Below are 17,776 nucleotides of genomic sequence, written 5' to 3' on the forward strand. Positions count from 1 at the left end.
TATGAGAAATTTGAAAAGATTTCAAAGGATCGTGACAATCCTACTAATCCTGAATTTATTCACTAACTATGTTGTAGTGGCTGATGATGATATTGATGAGGAACACGAATATTATGAAGGAATTGGCAATAGAGAGGAACATGAAGATGAGCTCTATGAGGAAATAGGGGAAGTGATTGGTTGGTGTACAATCATCCTAATTGGTGCTGCAGGGTTATTATTTATAGTAAGAAGGATCATGAAGCCGGTCATTACGACTTTTCCAACATCTAAACACCATTATATATCCTTTACGAAATTTTTAGGTAAATATCATATCCTTATCGGAGTTACTGCTCTCGTATTAGGTATAGCTCATGGCTTACTTATGTATTTTAATGAAGGTGAATTGGATAGTAAGGGCATTATAGGAGTAGCAGCAGTAATCCTCTTCGTCATTGGTGCTATAGATGGTACGATTTTAAATAAAAATAGAAAAAATAAAAGTGCTCGAACAATACACATGTTTTTGGTTGCGTTAGGTGTTGTTTTGGGGGTTATTCATATTGTTATATGAAAAAATGTGACTTCACTCATGTGGAGTTTCAAAGTGTCAAAAAATCCATATTTATTGGAGTTTTCCAGCATTTTTTCCTAATAAAATAATCTGTAAGAAACCGTTGATTTCCTTTCCAGGCGCTCTCTTTCCGCAGGCACGGCTTCAACCGTGAACAACTGGAAATGCCGTCATTCCAATAGCTTGTTCAAGGAGACCATCTTCTTCGTAAAGTAACAATTTCATTTATCCGTTTGAGGGGAAACTGTTTGTGCCAGTTGTCCTTAGAAAATTTTATTAAAATATGTTGGAAAACAAGGAAAGCCCCGCCACGTAGACTTCTGTGGGAAAGCGAGACAGACGAGACCCCGCAGAATTTGCACTAGTGCAAATTTGAGGAGGCTCGGCGCTCGCCCACGAAAAGCGAAGTGGCGGGGCTTGCCGATTTCTAAGAGAATACTTTGTCTACAGTCTGTAACTTCACCCATGTGGGGTTTTTTATTGGTCAAAAAGTGATTGGACCAAAATGTCTTCCACGTTTTGTAAGAAAGCGCTATTATTCTGTACTATAACAAGATTATTCTCGCAAAGGATAATCAATGCTAAATGCCCGTTTAAAACCGGGAAAACGCGTTGTCACAGATCGTTCACTGAAAGCGTTTTGATTTTGAACCTTTTGTGAAAAGCTGAAAGAATAGCTTTCTTTTTTAGGAAATCGGAGTAGAATGAGAATCAAGAAGAGGATGTTATATAACAAGTAAATGAAAAAGTCTTTCGGATATTCCGTTGTTATAGTACACAATTTATTGTAGAGGAGAAATGAAACATGTGGGTAATTACAGTATTTAATAATAGAAACGACATTCGTATTTTTGAATTTGAAAATAAGGGTGAAGCAACAGAAGCATTAAAAGCTTTCGACAATCAAGCAGTGTTATCTTATACGAAATAATCGTCTTTAAATAAAAAATAAAACAAAAGGAGAATGTAAACATGTGGGTAGTTACAGTATTTAATAATCAAAATGATATTCGTATTTTCGAATACACAACGAAAGGTGAAGCAACTAAAGCTCTACAAACCTTCAAAGATAAGGCAGTCCTATCATATACAAAGTAATATAAAATGTTTAGCCCGTAGCCATTATGCTACGGGTTTTGTATTCCTTGCATCTATTGCGTGGATAGATTTTCGTGTTACTCTAGAAGTAGTTATCCTGAAGGAGTTAATGCTATGGTGTATTTGTCGATGATTTTCTTCCAAATTGTTGCGCCAATATTAATAATGCTCGTTGTTGGGGCACTGCTACAGAAAAAATTTCAATTTAATTTAAAGGCGTTATCAGGTTTAATTACATATTGCTTTATGCCAGCTGCCGTTTTCTTGAATATTTATGAAACGGAAATCCAATTTTCGGTTGTCGGACAGTTAACGATTTTTATTGTTTTATTTATAGGAAGTCAGATGATTTTAAGTCATTATTTAGCGAAGCTGCTAAGGCTAGATCGACAGGAATCCGCTATTTTTAAAAATAGTGTCGTTCTTATTAATTCTGGAAATTATGGTATTCCTGTAGCGCAAATGATTTTTGTTACACAACCAGTTGGAGTGGCGATTCAGGTCATTCTTGTCATTTTTCAAAATATCACAACGTACACATACGGTCTGTATAACTTAATTTCTGCGACAAAATCAGGGATAGCTATTATTAAGGACTTTTTGAAGCTACCCATTATTCATGCACTTTGGTTAGGTGGGCTGTTAAATGCACTTGATATTGGTATTCCGCAAACTTTTCGAATACCGATTGAATATGTTGCACAGGGGTTTGTTGCAGTGGCACTTATTACATTAGGTGCCCAGCTATCACAAATTGAAATGCGTACGATTTTTAATAAAATGATATTTGTGAGCTGCTTTACGCGTCTAATTATTGGTCCTGCTGTAGCGCTTGCGATTATTCTATTATTAAATATCGATGGGGTAGTGGCCCAATCCTTATTTATAGCTAGTGCTTTTCCGACCTCACGTAATAGTTCGAGTCTGGCATTAGAGTATGATATTGAATCCTCTACCGCTGCACAAACAGTCCTATTTTCAACAATTGTGAGCTGTATTACCGTAACAGTCGTGATATATCTTTCAACGATTTTATTCCCGTATTAACAAGTGCATCGATTAACTCATATGAAAAAGCCGAATCAGAGCGATTCGGCTTTTTTGGATATCAATGAAACAGATAGCGTAAGTGCCTGTTGTAAGCGATTTTGAAACAGAACACTTAAGTAATAAATAAGGATTAAACAGTTACGTTATTAACATATGGATTTGAAAGGTCCATACCTTCTAAAGATAAGCCCATTGCCTTTGCTACACCTTCACCGTAAGCTGGATCTGCTAAGTAGCAGTGTAGGATGTGACGACGTTTAATGAACTCTTCAACATGTGCCATTTCAGCAGCAGTTGTTTCGAATAGGCGTTGCTGCTGTTCCGCACTCATTAAACGGAAAAGCTTTCCTGGCTGCTCAAAGTAGTTGTTATCATCTTCACGGAAGTCGTAGATGTCAGCGGCGCCCTCTAAAGTAAGAGCTGGATCTTTATATTGTGGTTGAGCCTGTAGAGCACCGTAGCTATTTGGATAGTACGTTAATGCACTACCGTTGTTACCATCCGCACGACCTGCGCCATCGCGGTGATAAGCCATGAATGGGCATTTTGGTGTGTTTACCGGAATTTGGTGGTGGTTCACACCTAAACGGTAACGAGTCGCATCCTGGTATGCGAATAAACGAGCTTGTAACATACGGTCTGGTGAGAAAGAAATACCAGGAACTACGTTAGATGGAGCAAAAGCTGCTTGCTCAACGTCTGCGAAGTAGTTTTCTGGGTTACGGTTTAATTCGAATTCACCAACTGGAATTAATGGGAACTCTGATTTATACCAAACTTTCGTTAAGTCGAACGGGTTGTCCTTACGGTTACGGGCTTGCTCTTCCGTCATCACTTGGATGTACATTTTCCATTTCGGGAAGTCGCCTTTTTCGATTGCTTCGAATAGGTCGCGCTGTGAAGATTCGCGGTCTTTACCAATTACTTCAGTAGCCTCTTCACCCGTCAAGTTATTAATGCCTTGTTCTGTACGGAAGTGGAATTTTACGTATACACGTTCACCCGCTTCGTTAATCATTGAGTATGTGTGAGAACCGAAGCCGTGCATTTGACGGTAGTTCGCTGGAATACCACGGTCAGACATAACGATTGTTACTTGGTGTAACGCTTCTGGTAATGAAGTCCAGAAATCCCAGTTTGAGTTTGCGTTATGCATGTTCGTTTTTGGATCACGCTTTACAACGTGGTTTAAATCTGGGAAGTGTAATGGATCACGGAAGAAGAATACAGGTGTATTGTTACCAACCATGTCCCAGTTCCCTTCTTCAGTATAGAATTTTAACGCGAAACCGCGGATATCGCGTTCTGCATCTGCTGCCCCACGCTCACCTGCTACAGTTGAGAATCGTGCGAACATGTCTGTTTTCTTACCTACTTCAGAGAATATTGCTGCTTTTGTATATTCTGTAATATCATGCGTTACTGTGAATGTACCAAATGCGCCTGAGCCTTTTGCATGCATACGGCGCTCTGGAATCACTTCACGGTTAAAGTTAGCTAATTTTTCGATTAGGAAAACGTCTTGTAATAAGATTGGACCACGGCGGCCAGCTGTTTGTACATCATCGTGGCTTACTACCGGTGCACCAGTGATTGTCGTTAATGGACGATTGTTTAAGTTTGTCATTTTGAGTACCTCCTAAAATGATATGTGAGACTTTTCGTAAATAACTATACCAAATCTAAATCAGAATATCTACTACATTGTAATAATTCTTTTTAAGGAATTTCTATAGCGGGGGTTTTTGAATAATAATCTACAACTTTATATGTTTTTATGTGCTATAAATATTCTTGAAAATGCATATTTACTTTGGAAAAGATTATTAATTCTCGAATTAGATGAAAAATAAGATTGGTTTAAGGAAGAGAAAAAGAGGTTTTCACTATGCTTGTGTTGAAAATAGAGGGGGCTAATTGAAAATGTAGTTCTTCTTCTTATTCTTAATGAGGACTGTTTTTTAACAAACAGGCGACCAATTATTGTTTTTCCGATACAATGACAATGACTATAGAGAGAAGGAGCATGCATTGTGCAACTTACATTTATTATTTTAGGAATAACGATTGTCCTGTTTATGACAAATAAAGTCCGCGGAGATTTAGTGGCAATTATGGCCATACTTGCGTTTGTTATATTTGACATTTTAACGCCTGTAGAAGCATTAGCTGGATTTTCAAATTCGGTTGTCATTATGATTGCAGGGCTTTTTGTTATTGGAGCAGGGATACTACGTACAGGCTTAGCTGGAATGGCGGGTAATCTGTTATTACGATGGTCTGGTGATAGTGAGCTGAAATTATTTATTCTGTTACTTATTATCGTCGCAACGGTTGGAGCCTTTATGAGTAATACAGGAACAGTAGCTTTAATGCTTCCAATTGTTGTTAGTATTGCAATTAGTATAAAGGTCAGCCCATCGAAGTTTTTAATGCCGCTGTCCTATATTGCGAGCATGTCGGGCTTAATGACATTAATTGCATCGCCGCCAAACTTAATTGCTAGTCAAACTTTAGCTGATAATGGCTATGATAAGCTGGGGTTCTTTACAATTACACCAATTGGAATTATCGCGACAATTACGGCGATCGTGTATTTAGTCATTGTCCGTAATATATTGCTTCCAAAAGAAAAGAGTCGCTCGCAATCGAATGGGGGATATAAATTATCGCCTAGAAAAATTGCAAAAGAATATAATTTGGAGGATAAATTATTTCGGGTTGTAATACCTGAAACATCGCCGATTATTGGACAGGCGCTGGCTGATCTAAAGCTTCCAGCAAAATATCATATTTATGTAATGAAAATTCAGAGAAGTGCTTCAGAAGGAATGAATTTGCTCGCCATGACTTATCAGGAGCTGGCTGGTCCTACAACTCTTATGCATAAGAATGATGTGTTATATATACAAGGTATGGCACCGGACGTTGAGCGATTTGTTCTAGACTATAATTTGCAGCTTGAAATATTGGCTGACGCTGATATGCAGGAGCTAATATCAAAAAATATAGGGGTTGCAGAAGTACTGTTAACTCCACAATCTCGTTTAATTGGATCAACTGTTAGTAAAATTGGCTTCCGTGAAAAGTACAATTTAAATATTTTAGGCATTAATCGAAAAGGGGACTATTTGCTTCAAAATATGGCAAATCAGAGACTTCGTTTTGGTGATGCAATTTTAGTACAAGGTGCATGGGATGAAATTGATTTACTCTCCCGAGAAACGCAGGATGTAGTAGTAGTCGGTCAACCTCGTGAGCAAGCAGGAATTGCTGCAGCAACGGGGAAGGCGTGGGTTGCAGGGGTCATTATGCTGTTTGTTGTGGGCCTCATGGTATTTGAGGTCTTTGATGCCGTTATATCGGTTTTGATAGGAGCTGTGCTTATGCTAGTAACAGGCTGCTTACGTAACATGGATGATGCGTATAGCAAAATGAATTTTGAAAGCATTGTACTTGTTGCGGCAATGCTCCCGATGGCAACTGCACTTGAGAAAACAGGCGGTATGACCATTTTGTCGAACGCTATTATTGATGTTCTAGGTGATTTTGGTCCATATGGTGTACTGATGGGGATATATGCTTTAACCGTTATTTTCGGACAATTTATAAGCAATACCGCTACAGCAGTCTTATTTGCACCAATTGCTATGTCCTCAGCCCTTACGATGGATGCAAACCCTTATACATTTATGATTGCCGTTGCCGCCGCTGCTGGAATGGCATTTGCAACACCTATCGCCTCACCTACTAATTCCTTAGTATTAACAGCGGGGGGCTATAAATTTATCGACTTTGTGAAGGTCGGTGTTCCGCTGCAAATCATTATGTTTATTGTAATGATGATTGCTATCCCTATTCTGTTCCCATTCTGATCGTAAAAGAGCGGCTTGTATACGCAAGCTGCTTTTTGAATTCTAATTTATTGGAATTATGCCAAATTAGTCGCTAGAAGCTAATATTTTTAGCATGAATGATTCAAAAGGAGTGTGACAAATATTATAGAAATGTTAAAATGTTAGTAATGAAAATAATGATATTGAACGATGATATATATGATAATAGTAGTGCAAAAGAATCTGTGTGAGTTTAGTTAAGGGGGCTATTTCCTATGGGGTTTAATATTAACTACTATGAAAGTAATATAGATTGTAAATTTTGTAAAAAGCAATATACTACCTACAAGGTAAGACCAAATCGTTATAAAGTAGTCGATGAGCACAGCGATTTTATGCCTATCTATGAGGGACTAAATCCGTTGCTATATGAAGTAGCTGTTTGTCCTTATTGCGGCTATGCCTATCACAAATCGATGGCGAGAACGTATGGACCCTTTATGCTGATGATCGGTGAGCTGTATATAAATGAATTGCAAAAAACGATTAATATTTGTAGAGAACGAACGATAGACGATGCCATTGTGAGCTATAAGTTAGCCTATTTAGTATCTCGTTCAGCAATGGAAGAGCCATTGCTAATGGCGAATTTTGCACTGAAAATTGCTTGGCTGTATCGATTGAAAGATGAGTCAGCATCAGAAAAAAGGTATTTGACTGCGGCAAGAGAGTTTTATAGTAAATCCTTTGCAACAAACCGGGAAGGCGAGGAGCGAATTCAATACTTGAACGCAGAGTTAAGTTTACGTTTAGGGGATATTAAAGAGGCGAAAAAAGGGTTTTCTCGATTAATTGCGGATCGTAGTACATCGAATAAATACCGTAAATTAGCTCGTAATCGTTGGGAAGATTATAAGTATGACGAGAATATTAGCAATGCCGATGGAAATATGGGAGAAGTTATTAACTAGAAGGTAAGGTGTAAGTCAATGCAACGATTCGGGAGAAAAATAGATGCTAGAGAAGAGGATGTATTTTCTGAGCTTCTGCATTTTTTATTAAGAAAAAATAACCGTATGTTATCGCATGATGAAATTGTTGAAATAACAGGCGTTTCTCCGGACTTACTCAATAAGTGGGTAAAGCTAGGGAAATTAAAAAGTACGATTTTCCCGAATTTAGGAGCACCATGCGAACGATGCGGAAGAATTACGCAAGAGAAGCTTTGTGTCAGCTGCTCAGCATCTATCGTTACCACTTTGAAGCAGGAAGAAAAGAACCTAGCATGGTTTAATCAAATTCAGCGTAAGGGTGGAAAAGCTATCTATCATTATAAAGAGTGATATTCAAATTTTATGAAAATAAAAGAGTGCTAGAAAGAAGAAGTTTCTTCTTTCTAGCACTCTTTTTACGTTCTTAATTTTAGTGAATATCTCGCTTTTTAAAGTTACCACCACGAACTTCTGCCACGTCTGAAATAACGATAAAGGCACTTGGGTCGATTTCTTTTATAATACTTAGCATTTTTGTTTCTTCCATTCGGTTAATGACACATTGTAAAATATCCGTTTCCTCATTAGAGAATCCGCCACGACCTAACGTATACGTGACACCGCGACCAAGACGATCCTGTACAGCTTGACCAATGATATCTGATTTACTACTAATAACCTGTACCGATTTGGATTTTTCAAGACCAACCTGTACGATATCAATTACAACTTTAGCGATATAATATGTTAAGGCTGAGTAGAGTGCACTTTCTAAAGTATAAACGAATGCAGCGATTGTAAAGATAAAAACATTAATAAATAAGATAACATCCCCTACGGAAAAAGGGATTTTACGTGAAATCAGAACTGCGAGCACCTCGGAGCCATCTAATGCACCACCATTACGTAGTACAATCCCGATACCTACTCCGAGTAATATTCCTCCAGAAGCGACAACTAGAAGTGGATCGTTAGCAGAAAGAATAGGGTCAATATCGTGCATTAATACAGTACCAATGGATAGTGCGGCTATCCCTATGATACTCATGATTGCAAATGTTTTCCCAATTTGCTTGTAGCCTAGATATACGAATGGGATATTAAGTATGAATAGGAATAACCCGAGTGGTAAACCGAAGATTTTAGAGCCCATAATACTTACGCCGGTAACCCCACCATCAATGACACTATTAGGAATAAGAACGGCCTCTAGCCCATATGCAGCAATGGCAGCCCCGATAATGATTAAAATTATTTTACGAATTTTTTGACCTAACTTACTATTCAAATATATTTCCTCCTCCGAACTGGTATGACAGTAATAAAACAATTGATTTGTGTATTAAGAATTCCGTATTATATTAATAACATAACATTAACCGTTTATTTATTGTGTTTGCAACAGAATTGTACAAATACAATATAATTTGAGCATTTCTTTTTATACGTATGTAAGGGCAAAATAGTTTCAAATCCCTATAAGGTTTTTGCTTGTTTTATGTAAGAATAACTTTTTTGTAATAGTTTTTTTAGGTAGTATATCCGAGAAAAGGATATGTATGTTAACGATGTATTGTCTTTTATAGTATGTTAATAACCTATGTAGAGTGGACAAAATGCATAAAAAACCACAAGTGCGCTATAAAAATAGTGCACTTGTGTAGTTATAAACTAGTATGCGCTCCATCCAGCGTCTGCAGCTAAAACGACGCCATTGATATACGAAGATTCCTCACTTGCTAAAAATAATGCGATGTTCGCAATTTCGCTAGGTTGTGCTGCACGGTTCATTAGTTGAACACCGCGAGTCGATTGTTGTAAGCCAAACATATCATAGCCTTCAATCGATTGTGTTAAGCCCGTTTCTACTTGGGCTGGCCCAATTGCGTTGCAGCGGACACCTTGCGCACCATAATGTGAGGCAACATTTTTTGTCATCCCTGATACCGCGTGTTTGGCAGCTGTGTACGTTAAACCACCACGCCCTCCAGTTATCCCTGCAATCGATGATAAGTTGACAATAACACCGCTACCTTGCTCTGTAAATAAAGGTAATACTTTACGCATGCTCCGCATTACACCACCAACGTTAATGTCCATGACACGGTTCCAAATCGCATCTTCTACATTATGTGCAGCTTGCATATAATCTAATACACCGGCGCAGTTTACTAAAATATCAATGCGTCCAAAATGAGCTACTGTACTATCTACCATGTGCTGTACATCATCTTCAACGGCGACGTTAACACGTACACCAAAAACATCATAACCTTCAGCCTTAAAGCTTTCGACCGTTTGGTATAACCCATCTTCATTGAAATCAGCGATCGCCACTTTTGCACCTTCTTTAGCATAAAGTGTAGCGATTGCTTTCCCAATGCCACTTGCACCGCCTGTAATGATTGCTACTTTGTTTTCTAATCGAGCCATATTGGTTCCCTCCTAAGTATTGTTTTCTACTTAAGTATAAAGCCCGAATTATAGAATTCAAAATTTGAAGTCTCTAATTGTAAGTTTAGTGTGAAAATTCGAGTAAAAAGGAGTGTGGAAATGGAGTTTACTACTAGAATTCGCGCGCCACGTGGAAAAACGCTTGCCTGTAAAGGGTGGGCCCAAGAGGCAGCTATGCGTATGCTGATGAATAATTTAGACCCAGAGGTTGCCGAAAATCCTGATGAGCTGATAGTCTATGGCGGTATAGGCAAAGCGGCGAGGGATTGGACAAGCTATCACACATTGATTGCTACGTTAAAGGAATTAGAAAACGATGAAACGCTGCTTGTACAGTCAGGGAAGCCGGTTGCCGTTTTTCGTACATATGAGCATGCACCACGCGTACTGATTGCGAACTCGAATATAGTGCCAGCGTGGGCAAATTGGAATCAATTTTACTCATTAGAGGAGCGCAATCTCATGATGTACGGTCAAATGACGGCTGGGAGCTGGATTTACATCGGGGCACAAGGCATATTACAAGGAACGTATTTAAGCTTTGTGGAGGCAGGGAAGAAAAAATTCGGGTCAGCCGATTTACGTGGGAAATTTATATTAACGGGTGGAATGGGTGGCATGAGTGGAGCGCAGCCACTTGCGGGGAAAATGGCAGGTGCCGTCATAATGGTCGTCGAAGTGGATCGCGCCAAAATCCAAAGGAAAATAAAAGAAGGCTATTGTGATTATTTAGTAGAAACAGTGGAAGATGCATTAACGCTTGTGAAAAGGTTCTGTGCGTTGAATGAGCCTGTGTCGATAGGGCTTGTTGGCAATTGTGCCGATGTCCACCGTGAGCTATTGCATCGTGGTATCGTACCGGATTTTGTTACGGATCAAACATCTGCCCATGATCCATTAAATGGCTATGTACCAAATAACATGACACTTGAGGAAGCTCTGCATTTACGGAAGGTCGACCCGAAGCTTTATGAGCAAAAAGCGAAGGAAACAATGGCAGAGCATGTACGAACAATGCTAGCCTTTCAGGAAAAGGGTGCAGAGGTATTTGATTATGGCAATAATATACGAGCATATGCCAAGGAGATGGGTGTTGAGAATGCATTCGATTTCCCAGGCTTTGTACCAGCCTACATTCGACCACTTTTTTGTGAGGGCAAGGGACCATTTCGCTGGGCAGCCTTATCCGGTGATCCTACAGATATTTACAAGACAGATGCGCTTGCGAAGGAGATGTTTGCTCATGATGAGGGACTTGTAAATTGGATTAATATGGCGCAAAAAATGGTGAAATGGCAAGGGTTACCTGCTCGTATTTGTTGGTTGGGCTATGGAGATCGCCACCGGTTTGCTCTTCGTGTTAATGAGATGGTAGCGAGCGGTGAATTGAAGGCACCAATAGTTTTCGGTCGTGATCATCTTGATTCTGGCTCGGTAGCATCGCCAAATCGTGAGACGGAAGGGATGCTTGATGGCTCAGATGCCGTATCAGATTGGCCGCTACTCAATGCGCTAATTAATACGGCGAGTGGTGCTAGCTGGGTAAGTATTCATCATGGTGGTGGGGTTGGTATCGGATATTCACAGCACGCGGGTCAAGTGCTTGTGGCAGACGGTACACAGCTTGCCAAGGAGAAAATCGACCGTGTATTAGTAGCGGATCCAGGTACTGGTATAGTACGACATGCAGATGCGGGCTATGAGCTAGCAATTCGAACGGCAAAGGAAAAAGGCATTACTATGCCGATGCAAGAGGACTAATTCAATGCCAATTGTTATTCATCATGCAAATGAAGTGCTGACACTTGCCAGTGAAAAAAAGGGTCCACGAACGAAGGATGCGATGAGCGAGCTCAAAATATTAAAGGGTGTCAGTGTGTTGCTTGTAGAAGATAAAATTCAGGCGATTGCTCCCTTAGATGAGTTAGAAAGACGGTATCCGCTTTTAATGGAAACAGCCGAAACCATCAATGCAAGTGGAAAAATTGTGATGCCTGGGCTAGTAGATTGCCATACGCATTTAGTGCACGCCGGGACGCGGGAAAACGAATTTAACATGCGACTAAACGGCGCTAGCTATATGGAGATTATGGGGGCGGGTGGAGGCATTCACTATACAACAGCTAAAACACGGGATGCAAGCTTTGATGAGCTGTATGAAAAATCATACAACCATCTAAATGAATTTTTTAAGTACGGTATTACAACGGTGGAGGCAAAGTCAGGGTACGGCTTGGATTGGAAAACAGAGGAGAAGCAGCTTAAGGTTGCGAAAAAGCTACAGGCAACGCATAAAATGGATGTTGTCTCTACCTTTATGGGTGCGCATGCTGTTCCAAAAGAATATAAAGGGAATGAGGATGCCTTTGTAGAGCTCATTATTGAGGAGATGCTGCCCAAAGTCGCCGCTGAAGGTTTAGCAGAGTTCAATGATGTGTTTTGTGAAAAGGGCGTGTTCACACCCCTACAGGCCCGGCGGATTTTGGAGGCGGGGAAGCGCTATGGGCTAATCCCTAAAATTCATGCGGATGAAATCGAGCCATATGAAGGGGCAGAGCTAGCTGCAGAGATAGGGGCCATTTCGGCTGAGCATCTACTCGTTGCTTCAAATGAAGGGATTCGTCAGATGGCCGAGGCAGGCACGATTGCGGTGCTGCTACCGGGCACTGCCTATTTTCTTCGTGCCCCGTATGCAAGAGGGCGCTACATGATTGATTGGGGTGTTCCGGTCGCCATTTCGACTGACTTTAATCCAGGTTCATCGCCAACGATAAGCTTACCATTCATTCAAAATCTAGCCTGCATTCATATGGGGCTGACGATGGAGGAAGTGATCACAGCAACAACGATTAATGCTGCCCACGCCATTAATCGAGAACATAGCGTTGGTTCTCTTGAGCCGGGTAAACGCGCGGATGTGCTTATTTTAAATGTACCCAATTACAAGAGGCTGCAATATTTTTATGGCATGAATCATACAGACATCGTCATTAAAGCAGGAGAAGTTGTTGTGAGAAATGGTGCGGTTATATAGTGGAATCGTATCAGTAATAAAGAGTCACCCGTATAAAACCTATAATACTAGCTTTTATACGGGTGAAGAAATTACTGTGTATTTAATAGATTTTACTTTACAATTTAAATTCACTAATTGTATTTTTTAAATCTTTTGCCATATCGTTTAAATTAGCAACAGATGTAGATATTTCAACGGAGGATTCATATTGATCTGTTGCGATTTCTACAACGTGTTGTGCATTGTTTGCTAAGCTTTCAGAGATTGTGGAGATATGGTTAATTGTTTCAGCAATATTTGTTGTGTTTGTGTTGATTTCTTCCACGACACCGAACACATCAAGTGTTTGCCTTGAAATCTTTTCAATAATGTTTGTGATATTATTGAATTCGTCTCCTGTTTTCTCAGCAAGGTTGCTACCTACTTCAACTGCCTTTATACCGCCTGTCATGGATTGAATAGCTTTTTCAGTCTCCATTTGAATTTCATTAATTAAAAGTCGGATATTATTGGCTGAATGAGACGATTGCTCTGCTAATTTTCTTACTTCGTCTGCAACAACTGCAAAGCCTTTCCCATGCTCCCCAGCTCTAGCTGATTCAATCGCTGCATTAAGAGCGAGTAAATTCGTTTGGTCTGCTATATCCGTTATGATTGAAATAATTTGGTTAATCTCCTGTGATTTATTTCCGAGATGAGAGACGACATTATTTGCATGACCGACCGTTTGTTGAATCGTATGAATTTGCTGCAGTGTTTGTTGGACAACTTCATTCCCAGACTGAGCAGTTTCCTTTGCATGAAGGCTTAAGTCAGTTACTGTTTGGACAGATTTTGTTGTTTCATACATACCTTGTGATATTTCCTCTAGATAATTGGAGGAATGTGCTAAATTAGTCGATTGAGATTCGGCTCCATCCGAAACATTCTGCATCGCTGTTGTAATATCTTCTGTTGCTGCTACATTTTCATCTGTGTTATGGACTAACAAAGAGGCGTTAGAAAGCATTTTATCTGAGGCTTCATCAATTTTTGTGATGAGTGAACGCAACTCTAGGCGCATTTTTTCAAATGCTTCTGCCAATTTTCCGAGCTCATCTTTACGATTTAAAAGTACAGATGTCCCTAAATCTCCCTTAGCAATTTTCTCTGTTGAAAGAATAATTTGTTTTAGTGGGTTTATAATCGAACGACTCAATAGGAGAGCGATAATAATTCCGATGAAAATGACAAATGAAAACGTCATAATAAAAAAGTTTGTATTATCATTAATAATCTGCTGAATATTTTGTAAGCCATTTTTTGTTTGAGCGACACTTTCCTGTTTTAATTCATCCACCATTGAATTAATAGTAATTGATGTTTCATCAAACTCGCCCATGATTTTATTCCCTTGTTCAGGGCCTCCATCAATATAATTTTGTGCCATTTGTATTCCAGATTGATAGTAAGCATTAAAGGCTTCTTCGATTTCATTTAGTCGATCTAAATTTTCTGGCTGTAGCTCCTTTAATTCATTCAGATTTTTATAAACAATTTGACTATGTTTTTCAGCTAATTCGAAGCCATCATTTAATCCGTCTTGTCCTCGTGTTGCACTAATGTCTGTTAAATACTGCTGTACTTGTACGACTGCTAATTTTAATTCCTCTGTTAAGAAAGTTGTTTGCAATGTAGTGTTTTCGATTTTCTTAAGATGTTTCATTTGGGAATCAGCATTATTATATTGGACAATCCCTACAATAATTAATGTGAAAAAAATAAAAACAAAAGAGAGTAAACCCCTAGTACGTATAGACATATTGACCTCCCCTAAATGTAAATTAAGTTAATTGTATCTAATATATATCATAAACACTATGAGGATAGAGTTAATAAACTTGTAATATTTGTTACATTTTCAGTTATACTTGTTTATCTCGGATAATTTCAATAATTGCCCTCTTTGAATTTTGACTATTATTAGTCATATATGAAAAATACATCTTTTAATTCCCACCTCTTTCGTTGTTCTAAGGATTCCTTATCTTCTACAATGAAACTATTGGAGGAAGAACAATGACTTTAACAACACAGCAAGAGATGAATGAAGCTTTCGAGTTTTTAACTTTATATAAAAATGAGCAACACTTAACGGAACAATGGTTATCTAACCGAATTTGTGAGGTAGAGACTACAGGCGAGTATGTTCCCACGACAGAGGAGCTGACATTTGGAGCGCGCGTGGCATGGCGGAATAGTAATAAATGTATCGGCCGTTTGTTTTGGCAATCACTTCACGTATTTGATGAGCGAAAGTTGACGGATCCGCAATCAATTTTTCAGGCGCTGCTCCGACATATTGATTTTGCAACGAATAACGGCAAAATTCGTCCTGCCATTACCGTTTTTGCACCAGGGAAGGTTCGTATTTGGAATCATCAGCTGCTACGTTATGCAGGGTACGAAACAGTGGATGGTATCGTCGGTGATCCGGATTCTGTTGCCTTTACAAAAGTGTGCCAGGAGTTAGGCTGGCAAGGTGAAGGCACCCCTTTTGATATTTTGCCACTGGTAATTCAAGTAGAGGAAAGAGCACCAGAATTATTTAATATTCCGAATGAACATGTGCTCCAGGTTAACATTACTCATCCCGAGTATAAAAAAGTAGAAGAACTACGGTTGAAATGGTATGCTGTTCCAATTATTGCGAGCATGCGTTTTAATTGTGGCGGCATAGATTTTGCTGCAGCGCCGTTTAATGGCTGGTATATGGGGACGGAAATTGGTGCACGTAACTTTGCGGACGAGAACCGTTACAATTGTTTGCCTGCAATGGCCGAGGCAATCGGTATTAACAGCGATACGAATAGCTTTCTCTGGAAAGACCGTGCCCTAGTAGAATTAAATATTGCCGTGCTGCATTCTTATAAAACTGCAGGCGTAAGTATTGTTGATCATCATACAGCGGCACAGCAGTTCAAATTATTTCAACAGCAGGAGGAGGGGCATGGACGCGATGTAACGGGCAACTGGACATGGCTCATCCCGCCGATGTCACCTGCTACTACACATATTTTTCATCAACCAATAGCGAACGTGATCTTAAAGCCGAATTATTTTTATCAAAAACAGCCTTTTTAAACGACGAAAAACCCGGAACATGCTCCGGGTTTTCTTGCAAAAGATAAGTGAAATTTATTTCTATGCATTCTTCTTTATAAGAAGAGCATTCTTCCTTTTGCTTTGTCTTGAAGCTGTAGCTGCCTCCTGGTAAAAGCTAAGGCTTGCTTATGCTTTCCTAACATTTCGCAGCAGGTGATCAGTCCTTCAAAAATTTCGTTATGAAGATGATAGTCATCAAAGTTCTGAAAGAAAGCTAAAGCCTGCTGTAAAGAATGAAAAGCTCTATTCGGCTCCCTTTTGACAAGGTACATTTTAGCCCATGTAGTCAACGTTCTTGCCTGTTCCTTATATAGGATTGGAAAATCTAGGTGTGCTTCACAGGCGGCTAAATGAGCTCTCATTTCATCAGGACGACGGAGTGAGAGAAGGGTGTCACAGCGATTTAAATGGAATTGAAAAAAAAGACCCGCATCCTCTGCAATTTGCTCAGTATACTTCGAATAGACGTTATTAAGTGTTGCAAGAGCATGCTCGGCATCTCCTAAAAGTAGCTGACAATTAGCCTTTGACAAAAGGGCAAACGCTTTTATTGAAATGCTATTATCATCCTCTGGAAAAGCGGCTGCGTTTGAAAATAAACCTAGAGCAAGCTTGTATTGTTGCTGCTGTAGCGTGTAATATCCACGTATCAAAAAGTGCGGAGCTTGTTGTTCGTTAGATTGAAGTCGCTCCAGCTCTTTATAGTGGGAAAGAAAAACGTTCATTTCACCACGCACATAGGCAATACAAGCAAGATAAAAAAGACAGTGTTCAATTTTATCTTGTTGCTTTTTTCTTTTATATGTTTTCAATAGCTGATTAATCACGATTTTTGCTTCTTCGTATTCAGCTGTTTTACAGCGTGCAATAGCATAATGCATTCGCTGCTGGAGACTATCCATAAACATCACTTCCTTATAGCGGAGCTCCTACTAATTTCGCTGTTAAATGTAGTATTAATAACCTTGTATGTGTTCATACATAGAATAAAAAATTACGGCAAGCTGCAAAATAAAAAACCTCCAAATATAGTTTTGGAGGGTAAAATATACTTATTTTTTATTCAAAATCAAGTCAATTAGCTCTTGTCGATCGATTAAATATACATCGTTAATGTTCGCTAGCTTTATTGCTTGTTTTGTAAAGTAGCTATTCGTCACAACCCAAGCTTCAGTAGCTTCATACATTTTAATAGCACCGATAATTTCCTGCACAGCCTTTACTCCGACAGTACTTGAATAGCGTTTCGCCTGTACAGCGATAATGTCTTCACGGTCCTTTAAAATCAAATCTGCTCCGTAATCGCCAGAAGTGGCTGTATAAGTCACTTTAAATCCTCGACGTTTAAACAATTCACCTAAAAACTGCTCGAATTCTTCGCCTGTCATTACATCGACTTCCTTCATACCAGCTTTTCTAAGGCGCGCGGTTTTACGTGATTTACGCCAAGCCTTAAAGCCTATCGATAACACAAAATAAAGAACAATTGCTGCTCCGATTCCTTGCAATGTTTGGGTGAAATACCAGCCAAGCGCGGCAACGATTAGTATAGGAAGTGTTGGCAGTATACGAATGCGTCTTTTTTTCTTTGCTCTACGTTTACGCAAAATTATGTTCTCCTTTGAAAAAT

The 17,776-nt window shown here is 39.3% G+C and carries 16 protein-coding genes; 10 read left to right on the forward strand and 6 right to left on the reverse strand.

Features of this window, described 5'->3' with window-relative positions; translation table 11 throughout:
- The first annotated feature begins 1 nt into the window (after position 1).
- The 4 genes from V4T18_RS05970 (at position 2) to V4T18_RS05985 (ending at position 2,701) form a co-directional block, all read left to right on the forward strand.
- A complete protein-coding gene (locus tag V4T18_RS05970; protein WP_332647601.1) occupies positions 2-556 on the forward strand; it encodes a hypothetical protein in 555 nt (184 codons plus the stop codon).
- Positions 557-1,361: 805 nt separating this feature from the next.
- On the forward strand, positions 1,362-1,487 hold the full coding sequence (locus V4T18_RS05975) for a hypothetical protein (protein WP_332647603.1): 126 nt from the start codon (positions 1,362-1,364) through the stop codon (positions 1,485-1,487).
- Positions 1,488-1,528: 41 nt separating this feature from the next.
- Positions 1,529-1,654 carry a hypothetical protein gene (locus V4T18_RS05980; protein WP_332647604.1) on the forward strand — a complete coding sequence of 42 codons (126 nt, stop codon included), beginning with the start codon at positions 1,529-1,531 and terminating at the stop codon, positions 1,652-1,654.
- Between the two features lie 114 nt (positions 1,655-1,768).
- Positions 1,769-2,701, forward strand: a complete 933-nt coding sequence (locus V4T18_RS05985) for an AEC family transporter (protein WP_332647605.1) — start codon at positions 1,769-1,771, stop codon at positions 2,699-2,701.
- Positions 2,702-2,834: 133 nt separating this feature from the next.
- Here the strand turns inward: V4T18_RS05985 and V4T18_RS05990 are convergent, their stop codons facing one another.
- Positions 2,835-4,331: a catalase gene (locus V4T18_RS05990; RefSeq protein ID WP_332647606.1), complete on the reverse strand. Its 1,497-nt coding sequence runs from the start codon at positions 4,329-4,331 to the stop codon at positions 2,835-2,837.
- 451 nt (positions 4,332-4,782) lie between these two features.
- Here V4T18_RS05990 and V4T18_RS05995 point away from each other — a divergent pair, with 451 nt between their 5' ends.
- The 3 genes from V4T18_RS05995 to V4T18_RS06005 all read left to right on the forward strand — a co-directional run bounded on the left by V4T18_RS05995 (position 4,783) and on the right by V4T18_RS06005 (position 7,883).
- Complete coding sequence (locus tag V4T18_RS05995) at positions 4,783-6,579, forward strand: SLC13 family permease (protein WP_332647780.1); 1,797 nt, start codon at positions 4,783-4,785, stop codon at positions 6,577-6,579.
- Positions 6,580-6,815: 236 nt separating this feature from the next.
- Positions 6,816-7,511, forward strand: a complete 696-nt coding sequence (locus V4T18_RS06000; RefSeq protein WP_332647613.1) for a DUF2225 domain-containing protein — start codon at positions 6,816-6,818, stop codon at positions 7,509-7,511.
- 18 nt (positions 7,512-7,529) lie between these two features.
- A complete protein-coding gene (locus tag V4T18_RS06005) occupies positions 7,530-7,883 on the forward strand; it encodes a hypothetical protein (RefSeq protein ID WP_332647614.1) in 354 nt (117 codons plus the stop codon).
- Between the two features lie 79 nt (positions 7,884-7,962).
- On the opposite strand, the gene V4T18_RS06010 is transcribed toward V4T18_RS06005, so the two are convergent.
- Positions 7,963-8,820, reverse strand: a complete 858-nt coding sequence (locus V4T18_RS06010; RefSeq protein WP_332647616.1) for a YitT family protein — start codon at positions 8,818-8,820, stop codon at positions 7,963-7,965.
- Positions 8,821-9,203: 383 nt separating this feature from the next.
- On the reverse strand, positions 9,204-9,965 hold the full coding sequence (locus V4T18_RS06015) for a glucose 1-dehydrogenase (protein ID WP_332647617.1): 762 nt from the start codon (positions 9,963-9,965) through the stop codon (positions 9,204-9,206).
- Positions 9,966-10,085: 120 nt separating this feature from the next.
- Between V4T18_RS06015 and hutU the strand changes: the two genes are divergently transcribed.
- The gene (gene hutU, locus V4T18_RS06020) at positions 10,086-11,747 is read left to right on the forward strand and encodes a urocanate hydratase (RefSeq protein ID WP_332647619.1); all 1,662 of its coding nucleotides are present in this window, start codon (positions 10,086-10,088) and stop codon (positions 11,745-11,747) included.
- A 4-nt stretch (positions 11,748-11,751) separates the two neighbouring features.
- Positions 11,752-13,020 carry an imidazolonepropionase gene (gene hutI / locus V4T18_RS06025; RefSeq protein WP_332647621.1) on the forward strand — a complete coding sequence of 423 codons (1,269 nt, stop codon included), beginning with the start codon at positions 11,752-11,754 and terminating at the stop codon, positions 13,018-13,020.
- Positions 13,021-13,117: 97 nt separating this feature from the next.
- On the opposite strand, the gene V4T18_RS06030 is transcribed toward hutI, so the two are convergent.
- Positions 13,118-14,803 carry a methyl-accepting chemotaxis protein gene (locus V4T18_RS06030; RefSeq protein WP_332647623.1) on the reverse strand — a complete coding sequence of 562 codons (1,686 nt, stop codon included), beginning with the start codon at positions 14,801-14,803 and terminating at the stop codon, positions 13,118-13,120.
- A gap of 257 nt (positions 14,804-15,060) precedes the next feature.
- On the opposite strand from V4T18_RS06030, the gene V4T18_RS06035 reads away from it, so the two are divergent.
- The gene (locus V4T18_RS06035; RefSeq protein WP_332647625.1) at positions 15,061-16,125 is read left to right on the forward strand and encodes a nitric oxide synthase oxygenase; all 1,065 of its coding nucleotides are present in this window, start codon (positions 15,061-15,063) and stop codon (positions 16,123-16,125) included.
- 74 nt (positions 16,126-16,199) lie between these two features.
- Here V4T18_RS06035 and V4T18_RS06040 read toward each other — a convergent pair whose 3' ends face one another.
- Positions 16,200-17,048 (reverse strand): hypothetical protein, encoded by an 849-nt coding sequence (locus tag V4T18_RS06040; protein WP_332647627.1) that lies wholly within the window; start codon positions 17,046-17,048, stop codon positions 16,200-16,202.
- Positions 17,049-17,198: 150 nt separating this feature from the next.
- Entirely contained in the window at positions 17,199-17,753 is a 555-nt protein-coding gene (locus tag V4T18_RS06045; protein ID WP_332647630.1) for a restriction endonuclease, read from the reverse strand.
- Positions 17,754-17,776 lie beyond the last annotated feature (23 nt).

Origin of the sequence: Lysinibacillus sp. 54212, assembly GCF_036662795.1 — a bacterium.
Lineage (GTDB): Bacteria > Bacillota > Bacilli > Bacillales_A > Planococcaceae > Lysinibacillus_B.

What these genes read in the sequence shown, in the direction of transcription:
- V4T18_RS06015 (WP_332647617.1), bottom strand. Translation starts at nt 9,965, where the DNA reads ATGGCTCGATTAGAAAACAAAGTAGCAATCATTACAGGCGGTGCAAGT.
- V4T18_RS06035 (WP_332647625.1), top strand. Translation starts at nt 15,061, where the DNA reads ATGACTTTAACAACACAGCAAGAGATGAATGAAGCTTTCGAGTTTTTA.
- V4T18_RS06005 (WP_332647614.1), top strand. Translation starts at nt 7,530, where the DNA reads ATGCAACGATTCGGGAGAAAAATAGATGCTAGAGAAGAGGATGTATTT.
- V4T18_RS05975 (WP_332647603.1), top strand. Translation starts at nt 1,362, where the DNA reads ATGTGGGTAATTACAGTATTTAATAATAGAAACGACATTCGTATTTTT.
- V4T18_RS06000 (WP_332647613.1), top strand. Translation starts at nt 6,816, where the DNA reads ATGGGGTTTAATATTAACTACTATGAAAGTAATATAGATTGTAAATTT.
- V4T18_RS05995 (WP_332647780.1), top strand. Translation starts at nt 4,783, where the DNA reads ATGACAAATAAAGTCCGCGGAGATTTAGTGGCAATTATGGCCATACTT.
- hutI (WP_332647621.1), top strand. Translation starts at nt 11,752, where the DNA reads ATGCCAATTGTTATTCATCATGCAAATGAAGTGCTGACACTTGCCAGT.
- V4T18_RS05990 (WP_332647606.1), bottom strand. Translation starts at nt 4,331, where the DNA reads ATGACAAACTTAAACAATCGTCCATTAACGACAATCACTGGTGCACCG.
- V4T18_RS05985 (WP_332647605.1), top strand. Translation starts at nt 1,769, where the DNA reads ATGGTGTATTTGTCGATGATTTTCTTCCAAATTGTTGCGCCAATATTA.
- V4T18_RS05980 (WP_332647604.1), top strand. Translation starts at nt 1,529, where the DNA reads ATGTGGGTAGTTACAGTATTTAATAATCAAAATGATATTCGTATTTTC.
- V4T18_RS06040 (WP_332647627.1), bottom strand. Translation starts at nt 17,048, where the DNA reads ATGGATAGTCTCCAGCAGCGAATGCATTATGCTATTGCACGCTGTAAA.
- hutU (WP_332647619.1), top strand. Translation starts at nt 10,086, where the DNA reads ATGGAGTTTACTACTAGAATTCGCGCGCCACGTGGAAAAACGCTTGCC.
- V4T18_RS05970 (WP_332647601.1), top strand. Translation starts at nt 2, where the DNA reads ATGAGAAATTTGAAAAGATTTCAAAGGATCGTGACAATCCTACTAATC.
- V4T18_RS06030 (WP_332647623.1), bottom strand. Translation starts at nt 14,803, where the DNA reads ATGTCTATACGTACTAGGGGTTTACTCTCTTTTGTTTTTATTTTTTTC.